Annotated in this window: 20 protein-coding genes; 11 read left to right on the top strand and 9 right to left on the bottom strand. The window is 59.1% G+C overall.

Annotated elements, in window-relative coordinates; all coding sequences use genetic code 11:
* Positions 1-359: 359 nt before the first annotated feature.
* Both HNO79_RS10990 and HNO79_RS10985 read right to left on the bottom strand, forming a co-directional pair.
* Entirely contained in the window at positions 360-1,580 is a 1,221-nt protein-coding gene (locus tag HNO79_RS10990; protein WP_214164546.1) for an NAD(P)/FAD-dependent oxidoreductase, read from the bottom strand.
* Entirely contained in the window at positions 1,580-1,903 is a 324-nt protein-coding gene (locus HNO79_RS10985; RefSeq protein ID WP_010515444.1) for a 2Fe-2S iron-sulfur cluster-binding protein, read from the bottom strand. The genes HNO79_RS10990 and HNO79_RS10985 overlap by 1 nt, the downstream gene beginning before the upstream one ends.
* 189 nt (positions 1,904-2,092) lie before the next feature.
* Here HNO79_RS10985 and HNO79_RS10980 point away from each other — a divergent pair, with 189 nt between their 5' ends.
* The 6 genes from HNO79_RS10980 to HNO79_RS10955 all read left to right on the top strand — a co-directional run bounded on the left by HNO79_RS10980 (position 2,093) and on the right by HNO79_RS10955 (position 9,374).
* Positions 2,093-3,406, top strand: a complete 1,314-nt coding sequence (locus HNO79_RS10980; protein WP_214164545.1) for an aromatic ring-hydroxylating dioxygenase subunit alpha — start codon at positions 2,093-2,095, stop codon at positions 3,404-3,406.
* A 14-nt stretch (positions 3,407-3,420) separates the two neighbouring features.
* Complete coding sequence (locus tag HNO79_RS10975) at positions 3,421-4,857, top strand: glutamine synthetase family protein (RefSeq protein ID WP_110507221.1); 1,437 nt, start codon at positions 3,421-3,423, stop codon at positions 4,855-4,857.
* Positions 4,858-4,965: 108 nt separating this feature from the next.
* Complete coding sequence (locus HNO79_RS10970) at positions 4,966-5,772, top strand: IclR family transcriptional regulator domain-containing protein (protein ID WP_010515356.1); 807 nt, start codon at positions 4,966-4,968, stop codon at positions 5,770-5,772.
* A complete protein-coding gene (locus HNO79_RS10965) occupies positions 5,769-7,034 on the top strand; it encodes a lipase family protein (RefSeq protein ID WP_214164544.1) in 1,266 nt (421 codons plus the stop codon). Before HNO79_RS10970 ends, HNO79_RS10965 begins: the two co-directional genes overlap by 4 nt.
* A gap of 51 nt (positions 7,035-7,085) precedes the next feature.
* Positions 7,086-8,543 (top strand): amidohydrolase family protein, encoded by a 1,458-nt coding sequence (locus HNO79_RS10960; protein ID WP_214164543.1) that lies wholly within the window; start codon positions 7,086-7,088, stop codon positions 8,541-8,543.
* Between the two features lie 57 nt (positions 8,544-8,600).
* Complete coding sequence (locus HNO79_RS10955) at positions 8,601-9,374, top strand: N-acyl homoserine lactonase family protein (protein WP_338034406.1); 774 nt, start codon at positions 8,601-8,603, stop codon at positions 9,372-9,374.
* 110 nt (positions 9,375-9,484) lie between these two features.
* Here HNO79_RS10955 and glnT read toward each other — a convergent pair whose 3' ends face one another.
* The 6 genes from glnT to HNO79_RS10925 form a co-directional block, all read right to left on the bottom strand.
* The gene (gene glnT, locus HNO79_RS10950; RefSeq protein ID WP_214164541.1) at positions 9,485-10,813 is read right to left on the bottom strand and encodes a type III glutamate--ammonia ligase; all 1,329 of its coding nucleotides are present in this window, start codon (positions 10,811-10,813) and stop codon (positions 9,485-9,487) included.
* A gap of 76 nt (positions 10,814-10,889) precedes the next feature.
* Complete coding sequence (locus HNO79_RS10945) at positions 10,890-12,227, bottom strand: FMN-binding glutamate synthase family protein (RefSeq protein WP_010515362.1); 1,338 nt, start codon at positions 12,225-12,227, stop codon at positions 10,890-10,892.
* A 7-nt stretch (positions 12,228-12,234) separates the two neighbouring features.
* The gene (locus tag HNO79_RS10940) at positions 12,235-12,921 is read right to left on the bottom strand and encodes a GltB/FmdC/FwdC-like GXGXG domain-containing protein (RefSeq protein ID WP_372380120.1); all 687 of its coding nucleotides are present in this window, start codon (positions 12,919-12,921) and stop codon (positions 12,235-12,237) included.
* Positions 12,918-13,817 carry a class II glutamine amidotransferase gene (locus HNO79_RS10935; RefSeq protein WP_214164540.1) on the bottom strand — a complete coding sequence of 300 codons (900 nt, stop codon included), beginning with the start codon at positions 13,815-13,817 and terminating at the stop codon, positions 12,918-12,920. Before HNO79_RS10935 ends, HNO79_RS10940 begins: the two co-directional genes overlap by 4 nt.
* Before the next feature lie 102 nt (positions 13,818-13,919).
* Positions 13,920-14,573, bottom strand: a complete 654-nt coding sequence (locus tag HNO79_RS10930) for a helix-turn-helix domain-containing protein (RefSeq protein ID WP_010515365.1) — start codon at positions 14,571-14,573, stop codon at positions 13,920-13,922.
* A gap of 25 nt (positions 14,574-14,598) precedes the next feature.
* Complete coding sequence (locus tag HNO79_RS10925; protein WP_214164620.1) at positions 14,599-15,567, bottom strand: LysR family transcriptional regulator; 969 nt, start codon at positions 15,565-15,567, stop codon at positions 14,599-14,601.
* Between the two features lie 85 nt (positions 15,568-15,652).
* Here HNO79_RS10925 and HNO79_RS10920 point away from each other — a divergent pair, with 85 nt between their 5' ends.
* Genes HNO79_RS10920 through purU form a run of 5 tightly spaced genes read left to right on the top strand, consistent with a single transcriptional unit; the run spans position 15,653 to position 21,700 of the window.
* Positions 15,653-16,912: a sarcosine oxidase subunit beta family protein gene (locus HNO79_RS10920; protein ID WP_048856242.1), complete on the top strand. Its 1,260-nt coding sequence runs from the start codon at positions 15,653-15,655 to the stop codon at positions 16,910-16,912.
* 7 nt (positions 16,913-16,919) lie between these two features.
* A complete protein-coding gene (locus HNO79_RS10915; protein ID WP_214164539.1) occupies positions 16,920-17,204 on the top strand; it encodes a sarcosine oxidase subunit delta in 285 nt (94 codons plus the stop codon).
* Positions 17,201-20,233 carry a sarcosine oxidase subunit alpha family protein gene (locus HNO79_RS10910; RefSeq protein ID WP_214164538.1) on the top strand — a complete coding sequence of 1,011 codons (3,033 nt, stop codon included), beginning with the start codon at positions 17,201-17,203 and terminating at the stop codon, positions 20,231-20,233. Before HNO79_RS10915 ends, HNO79_RS10910 begins: the two co-directional genes overlap by 4 nt.
* Positions 20,226-20,831 carry a sarcosine oxidase subunit gamma gene (locus HNO79_RS10905; RefSeq protein WP_214164537.1) on the top strand — a complete coding sequence of 202 codons (606 nt, stop codon included), beginning with the start codon at positions 20,226-20,228 and terminating at the stop codon, positions 20,829-20,831. Before HNO79_RS10910 ends, HNO79_RS10905 begins: the two co-directional genes overlap by 8 nt.
* A complete protein-coding gene (gene purU, locus HNO79_RS10900) occupies positions 20,828-21,700 on the top strand; it encodes a formyltetrahydrofolate deformylase (protein ID WP_214164536.1) in 873 nt (290 codons plus the stop codon). Before HNO79_RS10905 ends, purU begins: the two co-directional genes overlap by 4 nt.
* Before the next feature lie 313 nt (positions 21,701-22,013).
* Here purU and HNO79_RS10895 read toward each other — a convergent pair whose 3' ends face one another.
* Positions 22,014-24,356 (bottom strand): TonB-dependent siderophore receptor, encoded by a 2,343-nt coding sequence (locus HNO79_RS10895; protein ID WP_214164535.1) that lies wholly within the window; start codon positions 24,354-24,356, stop codon positions 22,014-22,016.
* Positions 24,357-24,619: the final 263 nt, after the last annotated feature.

The raw sequence follows: 24,619 nt of genomic DNA, 5'->3' as shown, positions 1-24,619 counted from the left end.
TCTGCGCTTCCGTCCGGTCTGCCGCTTTTTGTGCCTTGTGCTGGCTTTCACGGGTCTGCTTTGTCGCAACCGCGCTCTGAGCGCTAGATTGTTGCGAATATGTTGCAGCGACCACGCAGCTCGCCAACAGGAAAATTCGTCTACTAACGCTCATCTTTTTATCTCCGGCCTGCAGAATATTACGACAATCAACCAAGTGCGCCTGACCCTGGCATGTCGTTACGGTCCAGCACCAAAAATGTAGCATCGCATGCGGCTGTAAGAAACTATTTTTCCTTTCAGGAATTATCTTAGACGGCAGGTGTAGCACCAAACACACACAAAACTGCAACTTAGGGAAAGTATAAGTTGCGCTAATTCTATGATTTCAGGTCCAACTTCCCTTCATGTTCAAAACGTTGCTGATCCAACTTCTTGCCAGCAGCCAGTGCCCTACGGATCTGCATGTGAATGGCGGGGTTGTTGACGGTCTCGGCCGCGCACAGATTTTTTTCTGAATCGAAATGAAAGAATGCACCCTTTCCATTTTCGATATCCCCATGCGTGATGGACGAGACGGTATTATCCAGAAAACCGACAGTCTGCAGCTTTGCCCCCATCTGGTCAGACCAGAACCATGGCACCGGCCTGTAGGGGGTCGGATTGCCTGCAATGGTGGCGGCGGCGACCCTTGCCTGGTCATGCGCGTTCTGAACGCATTCCAGTCGCACCGTGTGATCAACCTGCGCAACGGAAAAGCGCGCGCAGTCTCCGATTGCATAGACGCAGGGGTCATCCGTCCTGCAGAATTCATCCACCATAATGCCATCAGCGCACCGGATGCCGGCCTGCGACGCCAGTTCCTCATTGGGGACAATCCCAAGGCCGAGTATGACCACACCGGCTTTCACATCCGGCTGGCCATCCAGCACGACCGCATCCACCACGCCATTAGATGTTTCAAACCCGACCATGGGCGTATTCAGCAAAAGACGTGATCCCGCCTGCACATGCTGGCGCGCCACCCAGTCCGACAGCAGCGGCGATGCCGACCGGGACAGCAGGCGGCGGGATGCCTCTATGATAACGACATCACGACCAAACTGCGTTCTGACCGTCGCCGCCAGTTCCAGGCCAACATACCCGCCACCCACGATTGCGACGGTCCCGTCCGTCGCCTTCAGTGCGCCAATGATATGACGCGCATCAGCAAGGGTGCGCAGGACATGCACATTGCCGGGCATTTCACCCTTTCGCCACAAGCGGGGGCGGCTGCCCGTCGCCAGCACCAGATTGTCGTAATCCAGTACCTCGCCATTGGACAGTGTTACGGTGCGTGTCTCACGACAGATGGAGTCCGCGCGCAGCCCGCGCTTCAGCTCGATCTGTTCATCCGTATAGAATGCATGGCTTTTCAGCTCGATATCTTCTTCCGACACCTTCGCGCAGATGAAGGATTTCGATAGCGGGGGACGATGGTACGGCAGGGCATCGTCCTCGCCCACAAGGATGATGCGTTCGGCGTAACCCGCGTCCCTCAGGGCCGATGCACACTGCACGCCAGCATGCGAGGCACCAATGATAAGCGTCCCCTTTCCCATTAAAACTGGCACTCCGGCACATCAACGCCAAAGGTTTCCACGTCATCCGGCACGGTAATCTGGCATGCCAGGCGGCTGTTGGGGCGTCGTTCCGCCGCAACACCGTCAAGCATTTCGGATTCTTCTTCGCTTGCAGGGGGAATCAGCCCCACGTATTCCGGTTCAACATAGACATGACATGTGGCGCATGCGCACGCGCCCCCGCACTCCGCATCAATTCCACGGACATTTCCCTGAACAGCGACCTGCATGACGGTCTGGCCGGACTTGGCGGCGACCGATCGGGCAGATCCGTCAGGTAGGTGGAAAATCACTTCGGTCATGCTTGACATCCCCAATACATGCAATTGAGCGGTACACATGTCGTAACAAGTTTATTGTCACGAGTGCGAAACAAGCTTGCTCTTCTTCCACAATTAGCGCAAGCATAATGTCCGTATATGGAAGTCTTGTTCGCTAATCGGACAAGATGCGGCAAATACATCTGACATTTCGCTGGAGTACCTCGCGATATGATGAGTTCGGAACAGAACGATTTCATAACAAGAATTTCTGCCGGTACGCCGGCCGGCACCCTGTTACGCCGTTACTGGCAGCCGGTGGCGCTGTCGGACGAACTTGAAGGAAAACGGCCCATCCGGCCGGCCCGTCTGCTGGGGCAGGATCTGGTTGTCTTACGCGATGAAAGCGGCAGGCTGGGCGTTCTTGACCGTGACTGTCCGCACCGGGGTGCGGATCTGGCATTCGGTCGACTGGAAGATGGCGGCCTGCGCTGTCCGTTCCATGGCTGGCTTTTCGATGTGCAGGGCCAGTGCCTTGAAACCCCGGCCGAACCTGCGGGAAGCAGACTGTGCGGGAAGATCCGTCAGCGTTCGTATCCCGTCGTGGAAAAAAGCGGCATCATCTTCACCTATCTTGGTGAAGGCGAACCCCCGGCCTTCCCGGCCCTTGACTGTTTTCAGGCCCCGGACAGCCATGTCTTCGCGTTCAAGGGACTGATGGAATGCAACTGGCTTCAGGCACTGGAAGTCGGAATTGACCCGGCGCATGCAAGCTTCCTGCATCGTTTTTTTGAAGATGATGAACCCGAATCTGCCTATGGCAGGCAGTTCCGCGCGACATCTTCAGACAGTGACATGCCGATGACACGCGTGCTGCGGGAATTCGATGCCCCCGCGATCGAGGTCGATAAAACCGATTACGGCCTGCAACTGATCGCCACCCGGCCGATGAGCGATGACAAAACACATGTCCGCGTCACCAATCTGCTGTTTCCGCAGGCATTTGTCATTCCGCTTTCAAGCGAAATGACCATTACGCAATGGCATGTACCGATCGATGATACGTCATGCTACTGGTACGCCATCTTCACCAGCTTCACCACGCCCGTAAACAAGACCCACATGCGCAACCAGCGCCTGGAACTGTACACCCTGCCGGATTACAGGCCGCGTGTCGGACGGCATAACAATTACGGCTTCAATGTCGAGGAACAGCTCCACAAGACATATACCGGCATGGGCGAGGACATTAACGTACATGACCAGTGGGCCGTTGAATCCCTCGGGCCGATCCAGGACAGGACGCGTGAACACCTGGGGCAGAGCGACAAGGGCATTATCGCCTACCGACGCATTCTGGTTGATGCGATCACCAAAGCGGTGAACGGCGAAACCCCGCTTATGGTCCTGACACCCGATGAAGCGGCTGCGATCCAGGGGCCCGCCACCATGGACGGGGTCGCCCCCAGCAACAGTATCGATACCTACTGGCGCCAGGTGGACGCCAACCGACGCAACGGAGCTTCCTGGAAAAAACGCGATTAAAAAGTAGCAAGAAGATGTCCTTCATAGAAAAATACGATCTGTGGTCACCGGAGCAGCAGCAGGCGGCCAAGGAAGTCCAGAACCGGATCAGGGCCGAAGACCTCTCGGTGGTCAGGTTTTCTTTTCCTGACCAGCATGGAATCCTGCGCGGCAAGACACTGGTCGCAGGCGGGGTGGAGGGCGCCTTTAAAAACGGCCTGACAATCGCATCATCGCTGCTGATGAAAGATACGGCGCACCGCACGGTCATTTCCGTCTTCACGCCCCAGAATGTTCCGGGGCTGAAGGAAATGCGCGGGTCGGCCGACATGGTCATGGTGCCTGACCCCACGACGTTCCGGGTGCTGCCATGGGCACCGCATTCGGGCTGGGTACTCTGTGATCTGTATTTCAGGGATGGCCGCCCCGTCCCGATCGCCACACGCCACCTGTGCCACAATGCCATGAAATCCCTGGCTGATCAGGGATATGATTTCATGTCGGGACTGGAGGTTGAATTCCACCTTACGCGCATGGTCGATCCCCGGCTTGCGCTATCGGATGCAGGACAGCCGGGGGAACCCTCCACGGTGGAACTGACCCATCGCGGGTACAACTACCTGACGGAACTGAATTACGATACGCTGGACCCGATTCTTGAAGTCCTGCGGAAAAATGTTCAGGGCCTCGGGCTTGACCTTGCCTCGCTGGAGGTGGAATTCGGACCCAGCCAGGTGGAAATGGTCTTCAATGTCGGACAGGGCAGCCAGCCTGCCGATGACATGGTCCTGTTCCGTGCCGCCGCAAAGCAGGTCTGCCAGCGTCATGGCTATCATGCCAGCTTCATGTGCCGTCCCCGCCTGCCCTCTGTCATGTCAAGCGGGTGGCACCTGCATCAGTCGCTATGCGATCGTGCGACCCACCGGAATGTTTTCGAACCATCAGGCCCGACGGAAGCCATGTCGGAAACGGGGCTGCACTGGATGGGCGGCCTGCTGAAGAATGCTGCTGCGGCGGCGGTCTTCTCCACCCCGACCATCAATGGGTACAAACGCTACCGCCCCTTCTCACTTGCGCCGGACCGGGCGGCATGGGGCATCGACAACAGGGGCGTCATGGTACGGGCGCTATGCGCACCGGGCGACAGGGCGTCGCGCGTGGAGAACCGTGTGGGCGAACCCGCGGCCAATCCCTATCTGTACCTCGCATCGCAGGTCGTGGCGGGCATGGACGGGCTGGCCCAGAAGATTGACCCGGGACCACCGACCGAAACCCCCTATGACAACCAGAGCCCCCTTCTGCCCCAGACCCTGGCCGAAGCAGTGGATGCGCTGCAGACCAACGAGACATTCCGTGCAGCCTTCGGCGGACTGTTCATAGATTATATAACGCAGATAAAACGATCAGAAATCAGGCGGTATGAACTGGAGGTAAGCGAATGGGAACAGCGGGAATATTTCGACCTGTTCTGAACCCCGCCACATCCCGGTCAGGCAGTTCCTGCCATGGCCGGGATATGGCAGTCCATGTGACATGACATATCCATGGCCAACCTGACATAACATGGGAACCATCAGAACATGAGCCGGCTTCAGAGCAGTAGCGCCGATGCACGGAGTGCAAACCCGGCAGGCAGGGATTTTTCGGAAGCACTGGCGCGTGGCCTGGGCGTTCTCGGGACTTTCTCATCCGACAGCCGGGCCATGACGCTGAGTGAAATCGCACGGAAGCTGGACCTTCCCCGCGCGACCGTGCGCCGTGCGCTTCTGACCCTTGTACATATGGGCTATCTTGCCGAGGAGGGGCGGCTGTTCAGGATACAGCCCAAGATTCTGGAACTGGCCAGCAGTTATCTTGATACCAACCCCATATCGTCCATCCTCCAGCCATTATGCGAACGACTGGCCACCGAACTGGACGCCAACTGTTCCGTCGCGGTCATGGACCAGACCGAGGCCCTGATGATCGCGTATGCTTCCCCCGGGAAATCGCCGACTTACCAGATCCGGGAAAACATCGGCATGCGGCTGCCCGCATATTGCAGCGCCGTCGGGCGTATCCTGATTTCCGCCCTGCCGCCCGAGGAACGTGACACGTTCCTTCAGAACCTGTCACCCGTGCGCCTGACGCCCTTTACGGTGACGGACAAACAGCGGTTAAGTGAAATCTTCTCCCATACTGCCGAGACCGGATTCTGTATTGTCGAACAGGAAGTCGAGATCGGGTACTGTTCGATTGCCGTTCCACTGATCCGGCGCGACGGGGTTCAGGTTGCAGCCCTGAACATGGGGACCCGTGTCGAGAAGATCAGTTCCCCCGAGAAAAAAGAGAGTATTATTCCGGTTCTGCATCAGGCATGTTCGGAAATAAGGAACCAGTTACTATGATACCAAAGTCTTTCCTGTTTTTATCAGTTGCCGCCAGCCTGACACTGGGCACGGCGCATGCGGCAGGTGTCCTGGCCCCGCTCCCTCCCTTTTATGAATGGTCGGAACCTGTATCGGCGGCGCCGGGCACAATGCTTCGCACGGAAAAACTAACTGAATCCTGGCTGCCCCCGGCAACGGGGAAAGCGCTGCGTATTCTGTACAGTTCCACGAATGGCCTGAACAATACAGAAAAGACCGCCGTATCAGGCTACATACTGTTTCCCAGATCCGCCCCCCCAAAAGGCGGCTGGCCACTGGTTTCATGGGAACATGGCACAGTGGGCTTTGCCGATCAGTGCGCCCCCTCCCGGCGCGGACCCAGCAAGCGCGATCAGGCCTATCTGAACGCATGGCTGGAAAAGGGGTTTGCCGTTGTCGCGACCGATTACCAGGGGCTGGGGACCGAAGGTGTGCATCCCTACCTGCTCTACCGGCCCGAAGCCTATAGCGCCCTTGATGCCGCACGTGCGGTTATTGGCGACAGATCACTGGATATCCAGAACCGGATTGTCCTGATCGGACAGTCACAGGGGGCGGGTGCCGCACTGGCCGCTGCATGGGAATATCCGCATTACGCACCGCAACTTCATATTGTCGGTGGGGTGCTGACCGGACTGGTGACCGCCATCGGCGATAAGGAACGTAACGGGCAGACAAGCGTCGACCAGCATTATACGACCATCCTGAAAATGGACCCTGCCTTTGCAATGCTGCGGCTTGCGGGCAGTGACCAGGCCATCGCGCCCCAGACCGACCTGCCGGCCTATCTGTCGGAAAAGGGAAAAGCGCTTTACAAGACGGCAAACGAGGGCTGCCTGCATGATCTGTTCAATCAGGCAAAGGCGCTTGACATTCATGAGGGCGGTGAACTGATCAAATCGGATCTTCCTCCGTCTGACGCCAAATTCAATACTTATTTCGATCTGCCGGACGGCCATGTGACCATACCGCTTTTTGTCGGGACGGGCCTTTCCGATAACATGGCAGGCACCAACGGACAGTATGAAGCGGTCAAGACGCTGTGCCAGGCTGGAACGTCGGTTGTCTGGTACAAATATCCCGGACTGACCCATAGTGGTACCGTCAATTACGCATTGCAGGATTCATGGCCTTTTGTTCAGGGCGTCATGGATGGCAGGCCGGCACCATCCTCCTGTCACGACCTTGCGGAACCCGGTCCCATACAGACCCCGCGGACGGACGTGAAATTCAATAATTAAGGTCCCGGTCCCAACCGGGATGACCGCAGTTTTCTATTGATGGATGACACCATGGATCTGGATGTAGACTATCTTCTGGCCAACCCGACAGATCCTGAACTGGTGGCCAACCAACGCCTGTGCCTGAACGGCAGGCATATCGAACGTATTGCCCCTTCCCCTGATCTGGCGGGGGCATCGCGCCGGGTGGCCATGCCGCCCTTTGCCAACGCGCATGACCATGGCCGCGGTTTTCCCACCCTGTCTGTTGGCATAGCCGATGGTCCACTGGAGATATGGATGGCACGCCTCGGGCTGGAACCGCGCGCCCTTTCCTATCTCAGCACGGCCTGCGCCTTTACTCGCATGGCGGAAGCCGGGATCGGCGCCGTGGTACACTGCCATAACACGCAGGATGGCCGCAGACTGCTGGAAGAAGCGAAAGGCGTGGCGCAGGCAGCCCAGCAGGTCGGGATCCGTGTTGCGTTCGCACTGCCCTTTGCCGGGGAAAACCCGTTTGTCTATGGCGAAACGGCAGATCTGGCGCGCTTTGTCGATAACCCGCAGGCACACCCGCAGCTATGGGCAGAGCGCCATAAACGCACACTGGAAGAAGGGCTGCGTATCTTTGAAGAACTGAAGGCGCTGGAAACAGATACCTTCTCCATACAGTTCGGCCCCGTTGGCCCACAATGGACCAACCGGGAAACGCTGGAAAAGATTGCCGAGATTTCGGCAGCCGAAAATCGCCGTGTCCACATGCATTTCCTTGAGACAAAGCTCCAGCGGGACTGGGCCGATCATCACTTCCCGCAGGGTATCGTGACCTATTTTGACGAAATCGGCCTGCTCAGTCCCCGCCTTACCCTTGCGCACTGTGTCTGGCTTCAGCCGTGGGAACTGGACCTTCTGATACAACGCGGCGTCACGATTGCATGCAACCTGTCATCCAATATGCGCCTGTGCTCCGGTTTTCCGCCTCTGCCCCAGATCGTCCGTTCAGGCATTACGTTTGGTATCGGCCTGGATGGAATGGCGCTGGAAGATGATGACGATATCCTGCGTGAAGCACGCCTTGTGAAGGGCATAACGCAGGCCCTGGCCCCCGGCATTGATGGCCCGGGCGACATGAACCTGATGCTGCCTGCATGCCTGAAGGCACTGATGCAGGACGGGCGCTATATTGTGACCGGATCGCGCGACGGGGGCCGTCTTGCCGCAGGGGAGGTGGCGGACGTGGTGGTGCTGGACACCGGACGCATTCATGCGACAGCTCCGGCCATGCCTCTGACCCCTGACATACTTATGTCGCGCCTGACACATCAGGACGTGGACCGCCTGATCATAAACGGGAAAACCATTGTCGAAAACGGTCGATGCCGCACGGTCTCAAGGTCCGACATTGAAGCAGAACTGCGCAGTACCGCCCGGTTCATCGATGCAAGGACCAATACGGACAGACAGGTGCATGATCTTCAGATGCAGGACGGGATAAGACGCTTCTACCGGTCCGGTGCGCATCTGGCATGACTACGGTCCAATACAGATGACATACATGCAACAGACAACATACCATGGAGACGTGGCATGACGGCCGTCGAGCGTCTTTATATTCTTCTATGTGGATATGAAGTCATACCCAAGTCCGTCTCAACCCTGGGCCGTGGGCAGAATTTCATGATCTGCGCCCCAATCTGTGTCTATCTGCTGAAAACTGCGACAGGGTGGACAATGCTTGATACTGGCCTGGACCCTTTTTATATTTCAACCGAGGAAAACAAAGCCAGGTATTTTTCCGATTATGGCGTAACGCCGCCCATTATCCGCAAGGGGCATGATCTTGAAGGACTGCTTGCTGAAATCGGCATCGGGCTGGATGACATTTCCGACGTCATTATTTCCCATCTGCACTATGATCATTCCGGATACATAAAAAAGCTTCCCAATGCCGTTATCCATATGCAGGAAGCAGAATACTCTTACGCCATGGAGTGCAAGGAATACGGCTATTTCACCGAAGACTTCGCCAGTGATGATATTGCGTGGAACTTCCATAACGGTGACTGGAGCCTGTGCCCCGGCCTGGACCTGATTGCAACATACGGTCATACGCCGGGGCACCAGTCGGCAATTGTTACCCTGCCCTGTTCGGGTAAAAAGATCCTGACATTCGATGCCGGTGATTTACGCGAGAACTTTGCGCATGAAGTACTGCCCGGGGTCACTTATGATGCCGAGGCAGCCCTTGAGTCCATCCAGCGGATCAATGCCCTCTCCCAGCGTTTCAATGCGGAACTCATCCTGTTTCATGACCCGCAGGAAATACAGGACCTGCCGCTCTCCCCCAATTTCTATGCCTGAATGACCGGAATACGGGCCGTGACAGGCAAAACGGTCCGCCCCATATGCACCATGAAAAAAGGCGGGGACCTGACAGTCACCCGCCCTGCACACATACGCGGTCATGGTTTTCAGCAGTCAAGCGTCGCCTGCCGTTCCCATGTGGACAGATGCCCACAATAGGCATTCCATTCCTCCATTTTCAGGTTGATATACGGACCGACCAGCCCATCACCCAGCAGTCGGCGCATTGCTGTGGACGCGTCCAGCGCACGTACGGCATCCAGCAGGTTCAGGGGCAGTTTCTTGGCATCCGGAACCGTATGGCCGTCCGTGTACATGTTGATGTCCAACGGCTTGCCCGGATCCAGTCTGCGTTCCAGCCCATCCAGCCCGGCCGCCAGCAGCGAAGCCTGCAGCAGGTAAGGATTGGCCGCACCATCGGGCAGCCGCATTTCAAAACGTCCCTTGCCCGGCACACGGATCATGTGGGTCCGGTTATCCCCGGCATACGTAACGGAATTGGGGGACCATGTAGCGCCCGAAACCGTCCGTGGCGCATTGATGCGCTTGTAGGAATTCACCACGGGATTGAGGAAGGCGCACAGCGCATCCGCATTTTCGATCAGGCCACCGACAAAGTGATACCCCTCCGCGGACAGCCCGAGCGGATCGCCGTCCGCATGACAGACATTCCTGCCGTTGTTCCATAGCGAGATATGCGCATGACAGCCGCTGCCCGTCAGGTTGACGAAGGGTTTGGGCATGAATGTCGCCCGCAATCCATGCTTCTCGGCAATGGATCGTGTCATGAATTTGAAAAATACATGGCGGTCTGCGGTGACCATGGCATCATCAAATATCCAGTTCATTTCGAACTGGCCATTTGCGTCCTCATGGTCGTTCTGGTAGGGCTGCCAGCCCAGTTCCAGCATCGCGTCGCATATTTCGGTAATCACATCATACTGCCGCATCAATGCCGATGCATCATAACATGATTTGGCAGCATTATCGTGCGCGTCACCAATGGTCTGCCCATCCGGTGTCAGCAGGAAGAATTCGCACTCTACCCCGGTCTTGACCGTCAGTCCGACCTGCGCCGCCCGGTCGATCATCCGGCGTAATGTGTTGCGTGGCCCCTGCTCGATCCACTGCCCATGCATTTTCAGGTCGGATGCCAGCCAGCCGACTTCAGGCTTCCATGGAAGCTGGATCAGTGTCGTGGGGTCGGGCACAGCAACCAGATCGGGATCAGCAGGGGAAAGCTGGAACGCAGCCGCAAACCCCGCAAATCCGGCCCCGTTCTTCTGCATGTCCTTTATGGCAACAGCCGGCACCAGTTTCGCCCGCTGTGCACCCGACAGGTCGGTATAGGAAATGAGAAAGTATTTTATTCCCCGCTCTTCAGCTACGGCTGCAAGATCGACAGGCGGCCGCTGCGGGATAGTATCTTGAACCATAAGCAGGATATCCGTGTTCAGTATCGTCGAGAAACCCGAAAAGGAAGCACCTGTGCAAAGGTGCCCCGCCATGTTTTCAGAAGCCCTGCTTACCCGGGTACCATTCCGTCCCGGCCAGCGGGATGCGGGTCATGGCAGCCGCTTCCATCGTCAGGGCGACAAGGTCTTCAGGTTCAAGATTGTGCAGGTGGCTCTTTCCGCATGCGCGGGCAATCGCCTGCGCTTCCATCGTCATGACAGACAGGTAATTGGCAATCCGCCGTCCGCCCATAATGGGATCAAGGCGTGCGGCCAGTTCCGGGTCCTGCGTGGTGATACCGGCGGGGTCGCGTCCGTCCTGCCAGTCGTCATACGCGCCGGGAACCGTACCCAGCCGGGCGTATTCTTCCGCCAGCTCCGGACTCTGGTCACCCAGTGCGATCAGGGCGGCAGTGCCAATAGCCACCGCATCCGCACCCAGCGCCAGGGCCTTGGCCATGTCCGCGCCGCTGCGGATGCCACCGGACACGATCAGCTGTACCTTGCGGTGCATGCCCAGATCCTGCAGTGCCTGCACTGCGGGGCGAATGGCCGAGAGAATGGGCAGGCCGACATGTTCAATAAAGACTTCCTGCGTTGCCGCCGTGCCGCCCTGCATCCCGTCGAGGACCACGACATCCGCCCCGGCCTTTACCGCCAGCGACACGTCGTAATAGGGACGGCTTGCCCCTACCTTAATATAGATGGGCTTTTCCCATGCCGTAATTTCCCGCAGTTCCTCGATCTTGATTTCAAGATCGTCCGGCCCCGTCCAGTCCGGATGGCGGCAGGCGGAACGCTGGTCGATGCCTTCGGGCAGGTCGCGCATTCTGGCTACACGGCTGGAAATCTTCTGCCCCAGCAGCATGCCGCCGCCGCCAGGCTTTGCGCCCTGTCCCACCACCACTTCAATCGCGTCCGCACGACGCAGGTCATCAGGGTTCATGCCATAGCGCGAAGGCAGGTACTGGTAGACAAGGGTCGAGGAATGTCCCCGCTCCTCCGGCGTCATGCCGCCGTCACCTGTGGTCGTGGAGGTCCCGACCGCGCTGGCCCCGCGTCCCAGCGCCTCCTTGGCTTGCGCGGACAGCGCACCGAAGGACATGCCCGCAATGGTCACCGGCGTCTTGAGGTGAATGGGTTTTTTCGCGAACCGCGTGCCCAGCACGACATCCGTGTCACAGCGTTCACGGTAACCTTCCAGCGGATAGCGGGAAATGGATGCCCCAAGGAACAGCAGGTCATCAAAATGGGGCAGCTTGCGCTTGGTGCCAGCACCGCGGATGTCATAAATCCCGGTGGCAGCGGCGCGCTGGATTTCGGAAATGGTGAAGGGATCGAATGTTGCGGAAAAACGCGGCTTCGTTCGCGGGATCTTCTTTGTATTGTCTGTCATGATGGCCTCAGTACGCCGCGGCGTTATCAACATGGAAATGGTACAGGCGGCGCGCGGATCCATAGAGACGGAAGCTGTCTGCCGGATATTCGGTCACACCCGCGCGGGCCAGCAGGGACTGCAGGCAGGCCAGGTCGTCAGCCGTCATGTCCTTTTCCTCGCAGTCCGCACCCAGGCTTCTGACTTCGCCACGCACGAAAATCTTCGCCTCGTACAGGCTGTCCCCCAGTGCTTCGCCCGCGTCCCCACAAACGACCAGCGTGCCGGACTGCGCCATGAAGGCACTCATATGCCCGACCGAACCGCGCACCACGATTTCGATGCCCTTCATCGATATGCCGCAGCGTGCCCCGGCATCCCCATCGATCACCAGCAGCCCGCCGTGTCCCGTGGCACCGGCTGCCATGCTGGCATTGCCGCGCACGCGGGTGCTGCCACTCATCATGTTTTCAGCAACGCCGGGGCCGGCATTGCCTTCAATGGTGATATTGGCATGCTTGTTCATACCGCCTGCGTAATATCCGGCCTGCCCGTCAATCATGACATCAATCGGCGCGTTCAGACCAACGGCCAGGGCGTGCCGACCCTGCGGATTGCGAATGACCCATGCACCTGTCGCATCCTCGCCCTGTAGCTGGCTGTTGGCTTCACGGAGCGTGCATCGGGCCAGATCGATTTCCTGCATGTTACTCATGCCGCATGTTCCCAGTGATAGACGCGCTGTGGCTCAGGTTCAAAAACGGTTGCCTGCCCGATGCCCGGCAGCCGGGCGAATGCCCGGTATTCGGAAGCAAACGCAACATAGTCATCCGTTTCCGCAATGACGGCGGGCTTGCATGCCACCGGGTCGCGCAGGACCGCGAACCCGTCACGCGTGCCGACGACGAAGGTGTAGAAACCGTCAAGGTCCGCAAGGGAGGCTGTCAGCGCCTCATCCAGCCGTTCACCGCGTGACAGACGCCACGACAGATAGCCCGCGGCAACTTCCGAGTCATTCTCGGTGGCGAATTTCAGTCCTTCACGTACCAGCTGGCGGCGCAGGGTATTATGGTTCGACAGTGATCCGTTATGCACAAGACACTGGTCCGGGCCAGTCGAAAACGGGTGCGCGCCAGCCGTCGTTACGGCGGATTCCGTCGCCATGCGGGTATGCCCGATGGCGTGGGTGCCACGCATGCCCGCAAGGTCGAAGCGGGCTGCAACATCTTCCGGCAGCCCGACGCCTTTATACAGTTCGATGCTGTCACCGCTGGAAACGAATGCAACCCCGTGGCCGAATGCGTCGATGAACCGGCGCACGGTCTGTTCATGTTCGGTCGGCAGAGTAATGACCGTATGGTCATTGCGGCAGGTCACGGACATTTCGGGACCGGCAATACCCGCCAGCCCTTTTTCAAAGAGTGCGGCCTGCGCGGGGGCGACGCCACGCACCGTAATCTTGGTCTGCCCGTGCCGTGCGCCGCCATAGACGGCAAAACCTGCGCTGTCGGGCCCGCGCTCCGTCATGACCTTCAGCATCTGGGATGTCAGAAGCCCCAGTTCAGGTTGAAGATCGGGATTTTTCAAAAACAACCCAACGATGCCACACATCGTCATTTCTCCGCCGAAAGAGGAAAAGATGTGACCATAAAGCCCCCATCTCCCCACCCTGTCAACGCAAAAGAACAAAACTTTCTTTAAGAGAAACTCCGGTTAATCGTCCTGTCGCATATATACAATAATCGACAGATAATTCATTGGTTTCTCTATCAATAGCTCCGGCCCGTGCGGGGCCTGGCAATCGAACATCAATGTGTCCCCCGCCCCCATCTCGTATGACTCGTTACCATGACGGTATAACACGCGACCGCTAAGCATGTAGATGATTTCCACCCCCTGATGGCGAAAACTGGTATACGGCTTTGCATCTTCATGCAGGGTGATCAGGTAGGGTTCGACCACCAGGGTGCCATCCAGCAGATGCCCCAGCAACTGGTACTCATGTCCGGCTTTCGTACCCCGGCGTTCAATGACAACACCCTGTCCCGCCTTGACGAAGGAACAGTCACGCTGCTCCTCAAACGTGGCGAACAACTGGCTGAGCGGCACATTCAGCGCACGGCATACGGACTGCAGGGTGGATAATGAGGGCGAAATCTGCCCGTTTTCTATTTTCGACAGCATACCCAGCGATATGCCCGCGCCACTGGCCAGATCAGCGCCAGTCAGTTCGCCTTTCCGCCGCAGATGGCGGATCTGCGCGCCCAGCGACTCTTCAAGCGTCAGTTCACGGACCGGACCGGCGGATGAGCCGGTAATCAGTTCGGTGGTCTTTTTTTCAGAACGGGGCTTGCGCACGGTACTCATGTCTCTTCTCCCGGAAAGGCAAAAATCAGGACAGGACGTCCATCTGGTCGGCAAAGGCAGGGAAACGGGCGGTCAGTTCACCCAGCGTCCGGTCCGTGAGGACAGCCCGGAGCGATCTGGCAAACTCCAGCGGCAGGCGCCCGAATTCACGCCGACGCGCCACCAGCGTCAGCCTGCGGCGCAGCATGCCCGCCGGCAGCGCGTGACATACCAGCCCGTCACCACCGTCGAAGCCAGCCTCGTACATGCATAGCGGCGTGGTAATGGCGACACCCCCCAGCCTGCACGCGGCCAGTACCCCCTCCGGACGGTCAAATTCCTGGCCATAGGGAATGTCCAGGTTCAGTCGCCGCAGGTATCGTTCCACCTCCATGCCCGTGCGTGAACGCAGGGAAAACCGCACGAAAGGGTGGGCTGCGAAAAATCCCGGCAGGTCTGGCAGCCGTGAAGGTGGCTGCAGCCCGGCGGGGCACAGCAGCATGTATGGTTCCTCGAACAGCGGCCAGCGTTCCAGATCAGCGACATCTTCCAGATTATCGACACTGAGGACAAAATCGATCTGCCGGGTCAGCAGGGCAGTGACATGGGACTCGGTCAGGCCGGCATGCACCACCAGTCGGTCCACGCGGTCGCGCATGAAATGCGATACGTTGCCCATTACGGCACGCGACAGGGAATCGACTATGCCAATACGCAACAAATCGACCCGGCCGGAGCGCATTTCATGCAGGCGTCCGACGATCTGCCGCATCTCGACCATCAACCCGGCCGCATACTGACGCAGCACCGTGCCCGCCGCCGTCAGCACCATGGGGCGCACTCCACGGTCAAACAGTTGCGTTCCCACCCGCTTTTCCAGCTCGGCTATCGTCTGTGACACGGCGGGCTGGGTTATGCCCAGCATACGTCCCGCCGCCGCCATGCTGCCGTTGTCGCATACGGCAAGGAAGACGTTCAGCGCGGACAGGTCAAACGGGGGAGCGTTCAATGACATCATCCCATACCATAAGAAAAATTTATAATGTCTCCATTATGAAAGCCGTTAGCATGGACTACGGTGGCAGAGCGAAGATTTCGTAATGAAAAGCAATCATTATTCCATTTTTACCCTTCTGAGGGAAGCTCTGCGCGGGCAGACGGGCTGGCGCCCCGTATGGCGGAACGCACAGCCACAGCCCGCTTATGACGTCGTGATCGTGGGTGGCGGCGGCCATGGTCTGGCCACTGCCTATTACCTTGCCCGGCGGTACGGCATCCACCGCGTGGCGGTTGTGGAGAAGGGCTGGATCGGCAACGGAAATATCGGCCGCAACACGACCATCATCCGTTCAAACTACCTGCTGTCGGGCAATATCCCCTTCTACGAATGTTCCATGAAATTATGGGAAGGGCTGGAGCAGGACATCAATTACAACGCCATGGTCAGCCAGCGCGGCGTGCTCAACCTGTTCCATAACGATGCCCAGCGCAACGCCTACACCCGCCGGGGCAACGCCATGCGGCTGCACGGGGTGGATGCGCAGTTGCTGGATACGGAAGCGGTACGCCAGAAGCTGCCGTTCCTGAATTACGACGCGGCCCGTTTCCCCATACTGGGCGGCCTGCTGCAAAAACGCGGCGGCACGGTGCGGCATGACGCCGTGGCGTGGGGTTTCGCCCGTGCAGCCGACCGGCTGGGCGTGGATATCATCCAGAACTGCGAGGTCACCGGCATCCGCATGCATGCGGGCCGGGCAGTCGGGGTGGAAACCACGCGCGGGTTCATTGGCGCGGGGCGCGTGGGACTGTCATGTGCGGGCAATTCGTCGCGGGTCGCGGCCATGGCGGGTCTGCGCCTGCCGATTGAAAGCCATGTGCTGCAGGCCTTCGTCAGTGAAGGGCTGAAACCATTCATCGACTGCGTGGTGACGTTTGGCGCGGGTCATTTCTATATCAGCCAGTCCGACAAGGGCGGCCTGGTGTTTGGTGGCGATATCGACGGCTATAATTCATATGCCCAGCGTGGGAACATGCCGGTCATCGAGGATGTGTGCGAAGGCGGCATGGCGCTCATGCCCCGGATCGGCCGTGTCCGGTTGCTGCGTCACTGGGCCGGCCTTATGGACATGAGCATGGATGGCAGCCCCATCATCGACAGGACACCGGTGGACAACCTCTATCTCAACGCCGGATGGTGTTATGGCGGGTTCAAGGCGACACCTGCATCAGGCCTGTGTTTCGCGCACCTGATCGCACGTAACGAACCCCATCCGGTCGCAACCGCATACCGTCTGGACCGCTTTGGCCGTGGGGCCGTGATCGACGAAAAAGGCATGGGCGCACAGCCCAATCTGCACTGAGGTTCCAATGCGTCTGAACTGTCCCTGCTGCGGGCCACGCGGCATTGAAGAATTCACCTATCGGGGGGATGCCACGGTGCACCGTCCCGGTACGGATGCACCGGCACATGCCTGGGTGGATTATGTCTACCTGCGTGACAATCCCGACGGATGGCACCGGGAACTGTGGTACCACGGCGCGGGCTGCCATGCATGGCTGGTCGTGACGCGCAACATGCGCACTCATGAAATTGCCGATGTTGCCCGCGCGGTGGATGTCGCACGCCAGGCCAGGGAAAACGCCAGATCATGAAACTGCCGTGGAAGAAAGATGCCTGCTCCCACCGCCTGTCGGGACAGGCCGGACGTCGTATCCCCGCCAACGGGATCGATCCGGATACGATCATCCGTTTTACCTTTGACGGGATAAGCTATAACGCACATCCGGGTGACACGCTGGCGTCGGCCCTGCTGGCCAATGGGCAGCATCTTGCGGGGCGTTCGTTCAAGTATCACCGCCCGCGCGGCATCCTGACGGCCGGCCCGGAAGAACCCAACGCCCTGATGGAACTGCGCATGGGCGCATGGCGCGAACCCAACAGCCGCGCGACTGTCACCGAAGTGTTCGACGGGCTGGACGCATGCAGCCAGAACCGCTGGCCATCCCTCCGCATGGACGCACTTGGCGTTAACGGGCTGTTTTCCCCCCTGTTTACGGCCGGGTTCTACTACAAGACCTTCATGTGGCCCGCCGCGTTCTGGGAAAAGGTATATGAACCCCTCATCCGCCGTGCCGCGGGCCTCGGCCGGGCAGCGGACGAGGCGGATCCCGACCTGTATGAAAAAATCACCACGTTCTGTGATGTGCTGGTGGTGGGTAGTGGCCCGGCGGGGCTTGCCGCGGCCCTGGTGGCGGGACGTTCGGGCGCGCGGGTCATCCTGTGTGAACAGGACAGCGTGACAGGTGGACGCCTGCGGGCGGAGCGGACCGATATTGATGGCGTTCCCGGCTGGCAGTGGGCGGACCGGACCGTGGCCGCCCTGCGTCAGATGCCCGAGGTGCGCATAATGACGCGCACCTGTGTTTTCGGGACATATGATGGCGGCACCTATGGCGCGCTGGAACGTGTGCCGGATCATGTGTCCTGTCCCGCCTCTGACCTGCCCCGCCAGCGTCTGTGGCGCATTGTCGCCCGTCGCTGCATTGTTGCAGGCGGCGGGATCGAACGTCCCCTGGTCTTTCCCAACAACGACCGTCCGGGCATCATGCTTGCCGGGGCCGTGCGCACCTATATCAACCGTTTCGGCGTCGTGGCGGGACAGCGCGCCATCGTCTTCACCAATAATGACGATGGCCTGCGCACGGCCGTGGACCTGAAGCATGCCGGTGCGGCGGTCACCGCCATTGTGGATACGCGCACGCAGGCCAGCGATATGGCACAGCAGGTCGCCCATGACACTGGTGCGCGCCTTTCCACTGGCGGCGCGATTTCCAATACCTATGGCCGCCTCGGGGTTCATACTGCGGCCATACGGGACCGGTCGGGCAGGGTCAGGCATGTGGCCTGCGACCTGATCGCCATGTCGGGCGGCTGGAACCCGGAACTGAGCCTGACGACACATCTGGGCGCAAAACCGGTTTATGACCCGGAACTATGCGCTTTCACAGCCGGGTCTTTCCCGCCCGGCATGCTGGCGGCTGGCGTGGCCAATGGCACCTTCATGACTGCCGACTGCCTGCACGAAGGGGCTGCGCGCGGGCAGGAAGCCGCTGCCGCGTGTGGCTTTGACACCGAACTGCCCCCCCTGCCGGCCGCACCGCGGGAAAGCTACGGCATTCAGGCCATCCAGCCCGTGCTGCAGGATCAGGCAGGCAGAGATAGCAAGGCGTTCATCGATTTCCAGAATGACGTCACGGCAAAGGACGTGCGCCTGGCCGCGATGGAGGGCTTTCGCTGCGTTGAACATGTCAAGCGCTACACCACGCTGGGTATGGCAACCGATCAGGGCAAGACATCCAACATCAATGGTCTGGCTGCACTGGCGCAGCAGACCGGTCAGGACATTGCCCGGACGGGCACGACCATGTTCCGGCCGCCCGTGCAGCCCGTGGCCATCGGCGCGCTTGCGGGCGCGCATCGCGGCAGGTATTTCAAGCCGGACCGACTGACCCCCACCCATGAATGGGCGCACCAGCAGGGCGCCGTGTTTACGGCCAATGGCATCTGGCACCGGGCACAGTGGTTCCCGCAGGACGGAGAAACCCACTGGCGCGATACCGTCAACCGCGAGGTGAGAACCGTCCGTACGGCCGTCGGGTTCTGTGATGTCACCACACTGGGCAAGATCGATATTCAGGGTCCTGACGCCGCTACCTTCCTTGATCGCCTGTATGTCAATGGATGGCAAAAACTGCCCGTGGGGCGGGTCCGCTACGGCCTGATGCTGCGGGAGGACGGCTTTGCCTTTGATGACGGGACCACGGCGCGACTGGGTGAACAGCATTATGTCATGACCACGACCACCGCACATGCTGGTGCGGTCATGCAGCATATGGAACTGTGCCACCAGTGGCTGTGGCCGGAACTGGATGTCCACTTCATATCCGTAACCGATGAATGGGCGCAGATGGCCATTGCCGGCCCGCGCTCACGCGATGTGCTGCGTCATGTCGTCGATCCGGATACGGACCTGTCCAATGACGCTTTCGGTTACATGCATGCTGCCGAAATCACCATATGCGGCGGACAGGCCGCGCGCCTGTTCCGCCTTTCCTTCTCCGGGGAGCTTGCGTACGAACTGGCGGTTCCCGCACGGTATGGCGATGCGCTGGCACGGCTGCTCATGAAGGTTGGCGCCCCGTACGGCATCGCGCCCTATGGCACTGAAGCGCTGGGGGTGATGCGCATTGAAAAGGGTCACCCCGCCGGACCGGAACTCAATGGCCAGACAACGGCGCATGACCTGAACATGGGGCGGATGCTGTCCACCCGAAAGGACTTCATTGGCCGCGCCATGGCTGCCCGCCCTGCCCTGACCGACCCCGTGCGCCCCACGCTGGTGGGCCTGCGTCCGGTTCATGCCCACGATGAACTGGTCGCGGGCAGCCACCTGCTGCCCCATGGCGCCGAGGCCACGGGCGCGCATGATCAGGGATGGATCTCGTCTGCCGCATGGTCCCCGACACTGGATGGATGGATCGCACTGGGCTTCCTGTCTGGCGGTCCTGCCCGTCATGGCGAGATGGTCATGGTCCATAACCCGCTGGCCGACAGCCAGGTTGCCGCAGTCGTCTGCCCTCCCACCTTCTTCGATCCTGCCGGAGACCGCCTGCATGCCTGAGACACTGGCCGCCACGTCACCCATTCCGTCAGCCCCCTTCATCCCGCCCGGGGGCGAACAGGCCGCACGCGTCACGATCGGCCCCGGGCCGGATCTGCAGCTTGCCAGCATGCAGTTTTCCCCTGCGTCCCATGCCGCCGTCCAGACCGCACTGATGAAGGCATATGGCGTGGAGGCACCCGTGACACCCCATGCCCGCGATGGCCGTGACGCCGTGCGTTTCATCTGGGCGGGACTGGACCAGTGGCTGGTCTGTGCACCGCAGGGGCAGGCTGACCTCCTGGGCGGGCTGCGACGGGTAACGCAGCCCCATGCGGCCATTACGGCACAGGGGGATGGACGCAGCGTCATACGGGTCCGCGGCCGGGATTCACGCGCGATCCTGTCAAAACTTGTCCCGATTGACCTGCATCCCCGTGCATTCGCCCCCGATAGCACGGCCCTTACACTGGCGGGACATATACCTGTCCAGATCTTACAGCATGACATGACGCCGACATACGACCTGTTCGTTTTTCGCAGTCTTGCTCACAGTCTTTACCACGACCTTTGCCACGCGGCGCGTGGCGGCGTACCTGTATCGGAAGTTTGCCCATGACCGAGGGTGTCAAAACAATCTATATCGTTACGATAAAATGCCCCAACCGTCCCGGTATCGTGGCGGGCATAAGCCATGGTCTGGCTGAACTGGGCGCAAATATTACCGAAGCCCAGCAGTTTGACGAAACGGAAAGCAGACAGTTCTTCATGCGTGTCGTCTTTGAAATACAGGATGGCACAACGGACAGATCGGTGCTGGAACAGGAATTCATGCGTCTGGCCCATGAATTCGACATGTCATGGTCCCTGACCACCACGGCCCGGCGCCCGCGGGTTCTCATACTGGTGTCCCGTTTTGATCACTGCCTGGTGGACCTGCTCTATCGCTGGCGGATCGGGGAACTGGCGATTGATCCGGTCGGCATTATTTCAAACCACCCGCGTGACGTATATAAAAACCTCGATTTTGGTAGTATTCCCTTTCATTACCTGCCCATAACACCGGACACCAAACCGGCGCAGGAAGCACGGATCCTGCAGATCATGGACGACAGCCGGGCCGAGTTGGTCGTGCTGGCGCGATATATGCAGATCCTGTCCAATGACATGTCGCACCGGCTGTCGGGGCGCTGCATCAATATCCACCATTCATTTCTACCCGGCTTCAAGGGCGCACGCCCCTATCATCAGGCCTTTGCCCGGGGGGTCAAACTGATCGGCGCAACAGCGCATTATGTGACGAGCGATCTTGATGAAGGCCCGATCATTGAACAGGATGTCGAGCGTATTTCCCATGCCGATACGCCCGATGACCTTGTGCGCAAGGGACGTGACATAGAACGCCGCGTTCTGGCCCGTGCCGTCAGGTACCATATTGAACGCCGTACCATCATAACCGGCCACAAGACGATTGTATTTACATCCTAAGCGACGCGCGCAGGATACGATGGTGGTGCCCGCCGGGCGTTTCATTTTTCAGGTTGCACGGAATGTGCGCCATGAATGGCCGGGGATCGATGCTGTCGATCAACGTAGTTTTTGCGTGTGCAGCCTGCACCATCACGGTGGCGTACCTGCGGGCAATGGCTAAACCGGGGAGGTCATGATCGAAGCCAACGGATCAGGATGCGGGCAAGGATGCCTGCCTACCTGACCGTCTGCTTTACTGGCAGCTACAGGCGATCCGTATCACACAAAAGGGGGCATGCGACCCACATGCCCCACCTTCATGAAACGTGGATCAGAACTCCATCGAAAGTGTGAAATGATAGACGCGTGGCAGCCCCGCATACAGGGTTGATGCGGCGCCGGATGTGCCACTGGGCGCACCTGTATAGACCGAGGCCCAGTACCGCTCGTTCGTGGCATTGCTGACACCAAAACGCGCAACCCACGGGAACTTGGAAACATGGAAGGCGTAGCGTGTGCCAAGGTCCAGCGTGGTATAGGAACCGGTATGCAGCGTGTTGGTAATGTTGGCGGCACGGTTGCCCATGTAATGGACGCTGGCGTTGAAGGCCCAGCCCGAAGCGAAGGAACCCAGCGACGCCGGCAGGCGGTAATCCAGCAGCAGGTTGGCCTGCAGCGGGGCCGCGCCCACGATTTCCTTGTTGTTATAGGCGGCGGTCTTGCTGTTGACCAGTTCCGCATCCAGCCACGTCATGCCGGCCAGAACCGACAGGTTGGGCAGGACTTCACCTGAAATCTGGGCTTCCACACCGTAATTGCGCTGTGTGCCGCCATATTCATAAGTCTGGCAGGTCGTGCCACCCGAACAGGAGCCGTCCGCTGCGGGAATATACATTGCATAAGGTGACGTCATACGGAAACCGGCAACGTTGAACTGCATTTTCTGGTATCGCAGCTTGTAGCCGACTTCATATTCTTCCGAATGTGCAACAGGCAGGGCAATATTGGTATTGGTATAATATTTGCTGTTGGGCGTGACCGGCCCTGCTTCAGCCGAACGGCCATAGGTGAAATACAGGGTCTGGTTCTGGGTTGGCTTGTAAATCAGGCTGGCCGTCGGGCTGAAGGTCGCATTGGCCTCAAAGGTATTCTTGAGCGGGCTTGTGGCATTGAGCGCACCCTTCTGGTCAATCCAGCTCCATGCAAGGGTACCCATGACCGACCAGTGCTTGTTGATCCGCATCGTATCGCCAATAATGAAGGACTGGCTCATGATGCTGCTGGATTTGTAACGCCCGCTATAATAGGGCTGCGTGCCATTGGTCGGGGCGGCACCATACATGTTGTATGTACCAAGACTCTGCGCCGATGTAAGCGCAGTTGTCGGGTTGTAATTCCCCATCATGTAGCCATTGGTGCCAATGACCAGGTCATGTGTAAGGGGGCCGGTATGAACACGGCCGTTGAAATACGCCATGTTACTGCCAACGCGGAAGTCATCTGCCGTTGTCGTGGCCGTGGCTTTTGAACTGTAAAAGCCCTCATACCCCTGGGTTGCACTCAACGTATCGCTTATGCCGAAGGACTGGCGCATGGCATCCTGGTACAGCCCGCCCAGCGTGAAGCTCCAGTCCTTGTTGATCTGGTGCTTGATCTTGGCCAGGAAGGTATTGGTTTCCATGTTGTACCCACTCCAGTCCGGGGCGAGACGTCTGCCCAGATCCGGCGCTTCGGGCAGTTGCCCGCCAATGCCCGTGGGATTGGCGGCTGTGCCGGCGGCAATGCCAAAGCCGGGCGCCATGCCGCGTTCATCATAGGTATAGTGGCTGGCATCAAGTTCGAGGACAGTCTTGGAATCGAAATGGATATCGAAATCGGCGCTGACCATCTCACGCCGGATCCAGCTGCCCGGCGCATAGGCCGAACCATTGGCATGCAGCATGTTCAGGCGGTAGCCAAACCAGCCGTTACGACCGACCCGGCCAGAAATATCGCCATTGACCGTAGGCGTGCCGATGGAATCCACGCCGACCGAAAGCCGCTCGGTGCGGCGGTTGGTCGGACGCTTGAGGGTATATTCAAACACGCCAGACGGGTTTTCCGGTCCGTACATCGCCCCGGCCAGACCATTGAGGACCTGCAGGTTATCAACCCATTCCGCCGGATAGGGCGTGGTGGAGACCACGTTCAGGCCATCAAGACGGGAGTTGGCCACCACATCGGCCTCGAACCCGCGCGACTGCGGGCGCGACGTGTTGGGATCACCGCGGATTTCCAGCTGCACTGAAGGCAGGTACTGCGCCATGTCATTGATGTTACGCAGCTGCTGGTTGACCACGACGTCATGCGGCACACCCATGACAGAATAGGGCGTATCCAGCGTATCGCGGTTACCCAGCGGCCCCAGATAGATGTTCTTGTTCATATATTTGGCGCTGGTGCCATCCGCCGCATGGTGGCCATGAACGGTAATTGTTTCCCCGTTTGAACCATCCAGTATCCCGGCGATGGGGGCAGCCGTGCCCGATGCCTGGCCCGCAGGCGTCCCGGTGGTCTGGTTTTTTGCGACGGACGTCGCGGGGGATGCCGCCTTTACGGCGACAGGCCTGCCAGTCTTATCCTGCGACGTGGATGTTACCGGCGCAGCCAGCGCGGTGCTGGCCAGCAGGAACATTCCCGACGTTCCGGTTATGAAAAAAGTACTATAGCAACGAAGCATAAGGCGGTTCGTCCGTGATATGAACAAATGACGTTGGGCCCTTCCTTCCATTCCCGACATGCCGCTGTCTATATATATTCGTATCCAGACCTGTATTTAGGTATATATAGCTGTAAGGTGTTGCCAGAATAAGACAGCCACTGGGTCATTCCGGTCACTTCAGCATCATATTACGTCGGCACGACCGGGAGACCGTGCATCTTCACCGGTGTCCCGGC

Source organism: Komagataeibacter oboediens, from assembly GCF_018491655.1.
Taxonomy (GTDB): Bacteria; Pseudomonadota; Alphaproteobacteria; order Acetobacterales; family Acetobacteraceae; genus Komagataeibacter; species Komagataeibacter oboediens.
The sequence above is the reverse complement of the archived record's forward strand: the minus strand, read 5'-3'. Positions and strand labels throughout refer to the sequence as shown.

Bases quoted from the DNA above. Each gene is read 5' to 3' on its own strand.
- HNO79_RS10975 (WP_110507221.1), top strand. From the start codon at position 3,421: ATGTCCTTCATAGAAAAATACGATCTGTGGTCACCGGAGCAGCAGCAG.
- HNO79_RS10945 (WP_010515362.1), bottom strand. From the start codon at position 12,227: ATGACAGACAATACAAAGAAGATCCCGCGAACGAAGCCGCGTTTTTCC.
- HNO79_RS10920 (WP_048856242.1), top strand. From the start codon at position 15,653: ATGAAAAGCAATCATTATTCCATTTTTACCCTTCTGAGGGAAGCTCTG.
- HNO79_RS10915 (WP_214164539.1), top strand. From the start codon at position 16,920: ATGCGTCTGAACTGTCCCTGCTGCGGGCCACGCGGCATTGAAGAATTC.
- HNO79_RS10990 (WP_214164546.1), bottom strand. From the start codon at position 1,580: ATGGGAAAGGGGACGCTTATCATTGGTGCCTCGCATGCTGGCGTGCAG.
- HNO79_RS10970 (WP_010515356.1), top strand. From the start codon at position 4,966: ATGAGCCGGCTTCAGAGCAGTAGCGCCGATGCACGGAGTGCAAACCCG.
- HNO79_RS10940 (WP_372380120.1), bottom strand. From the start codon at position 12,921: ATGAGTAACATGCAGGAAATCGATCTGGCCCGATGCACGCTCCGTGAA.
- HNO79_RS10980 (WP_214164545.1), top strand. From the start codon at position 2,093: ATGATGAGTTCGGAACAGAACGATTTCATAACAAGAATTTCTGCCGGT.
- purU (WP_214164536.1), top strand. From the start codon at position 20,828: ATGACCGAGGGTGTCAAAACAATCTATATCGTTACGATAAAATGCCCC.
- glnT (WP_214164541.1), bottom strand. From the start codon at position 10,813: ATGGTTCAAGATACTATCCCGCAGCGGCCGCCTGTCGATCTTGCAGCC.
- HNO79_RS10905 (WP_214164537.1), top strand. From the start codon at position 20,226: ATGCCTGAGACACTGGCCGCCACGTCACCCATTCCGTCAGCCCCCTTC.
- HNO79_RS10925 (WP_214164620.1), bottom strand. From the start codon at position 15,567: ATGTCATTGAACGCTCCCCCGTTTGACCTGTCCGCGCTGAACGTCTTC.
- HNO79_RS10930 (WP_010515365.1), bottom strand. From the start codon at position 14,573: ATGAGTACCGTGCGCAAGCCCCGTTCTGAAAAAAAGACCACCGAACTG.
- HNO79_RS10895 (WP_214164535.1), bottom strand. From the start codon at position 24,356: ATGTTCCTGCTGGCCAGCACCGCGCTGGCTGCGCCGGTAACATCCACG.
- HNO79_RS10960 (WP_214164543.1), top strand. From the start codon at position 7,086: ATGGATCTGGATGTAGACTATCTTCTGGCCAACCCGACAGATCCTGAA.
- HNO79_RS10935 (WP_214164540.1), bottom strand. From the start codon at position 13,817: ATGTGTGGCATCGTTGGGTTGTTTTTGAAAAATCCCGATCTTCAACCT.
- HNO79_RS10965 (WP_214164544.1), top strand. From the start codon at position 5,769: ATGATACCAAAGTCTTTCCTGTTTTTATCAGTTGCCGCCAGCCTGACA.
- HNO79_RS10955 (WP_338034406.1), top strand. From the start codon at position 8,601: ATGACGGCCGTCGAGCGTCTTTATATTCTTCTATGTGGATATGAAGTC.
- HNO79_RS10910 (WP_214164538.1), top strand. From the start codon at position 17,201: ATGAAACTGCCGTGGAAGAAAGATGCCTGCTCCCACCGCCTGTCGGGA.
- HNO79_RS10985 (WP_010515444.1), bottom strand. From the start codon at position 1,903: ATGACCGAAGTGATTTTCCACCTACCTGACGGATCTGCCCGATCGGTC.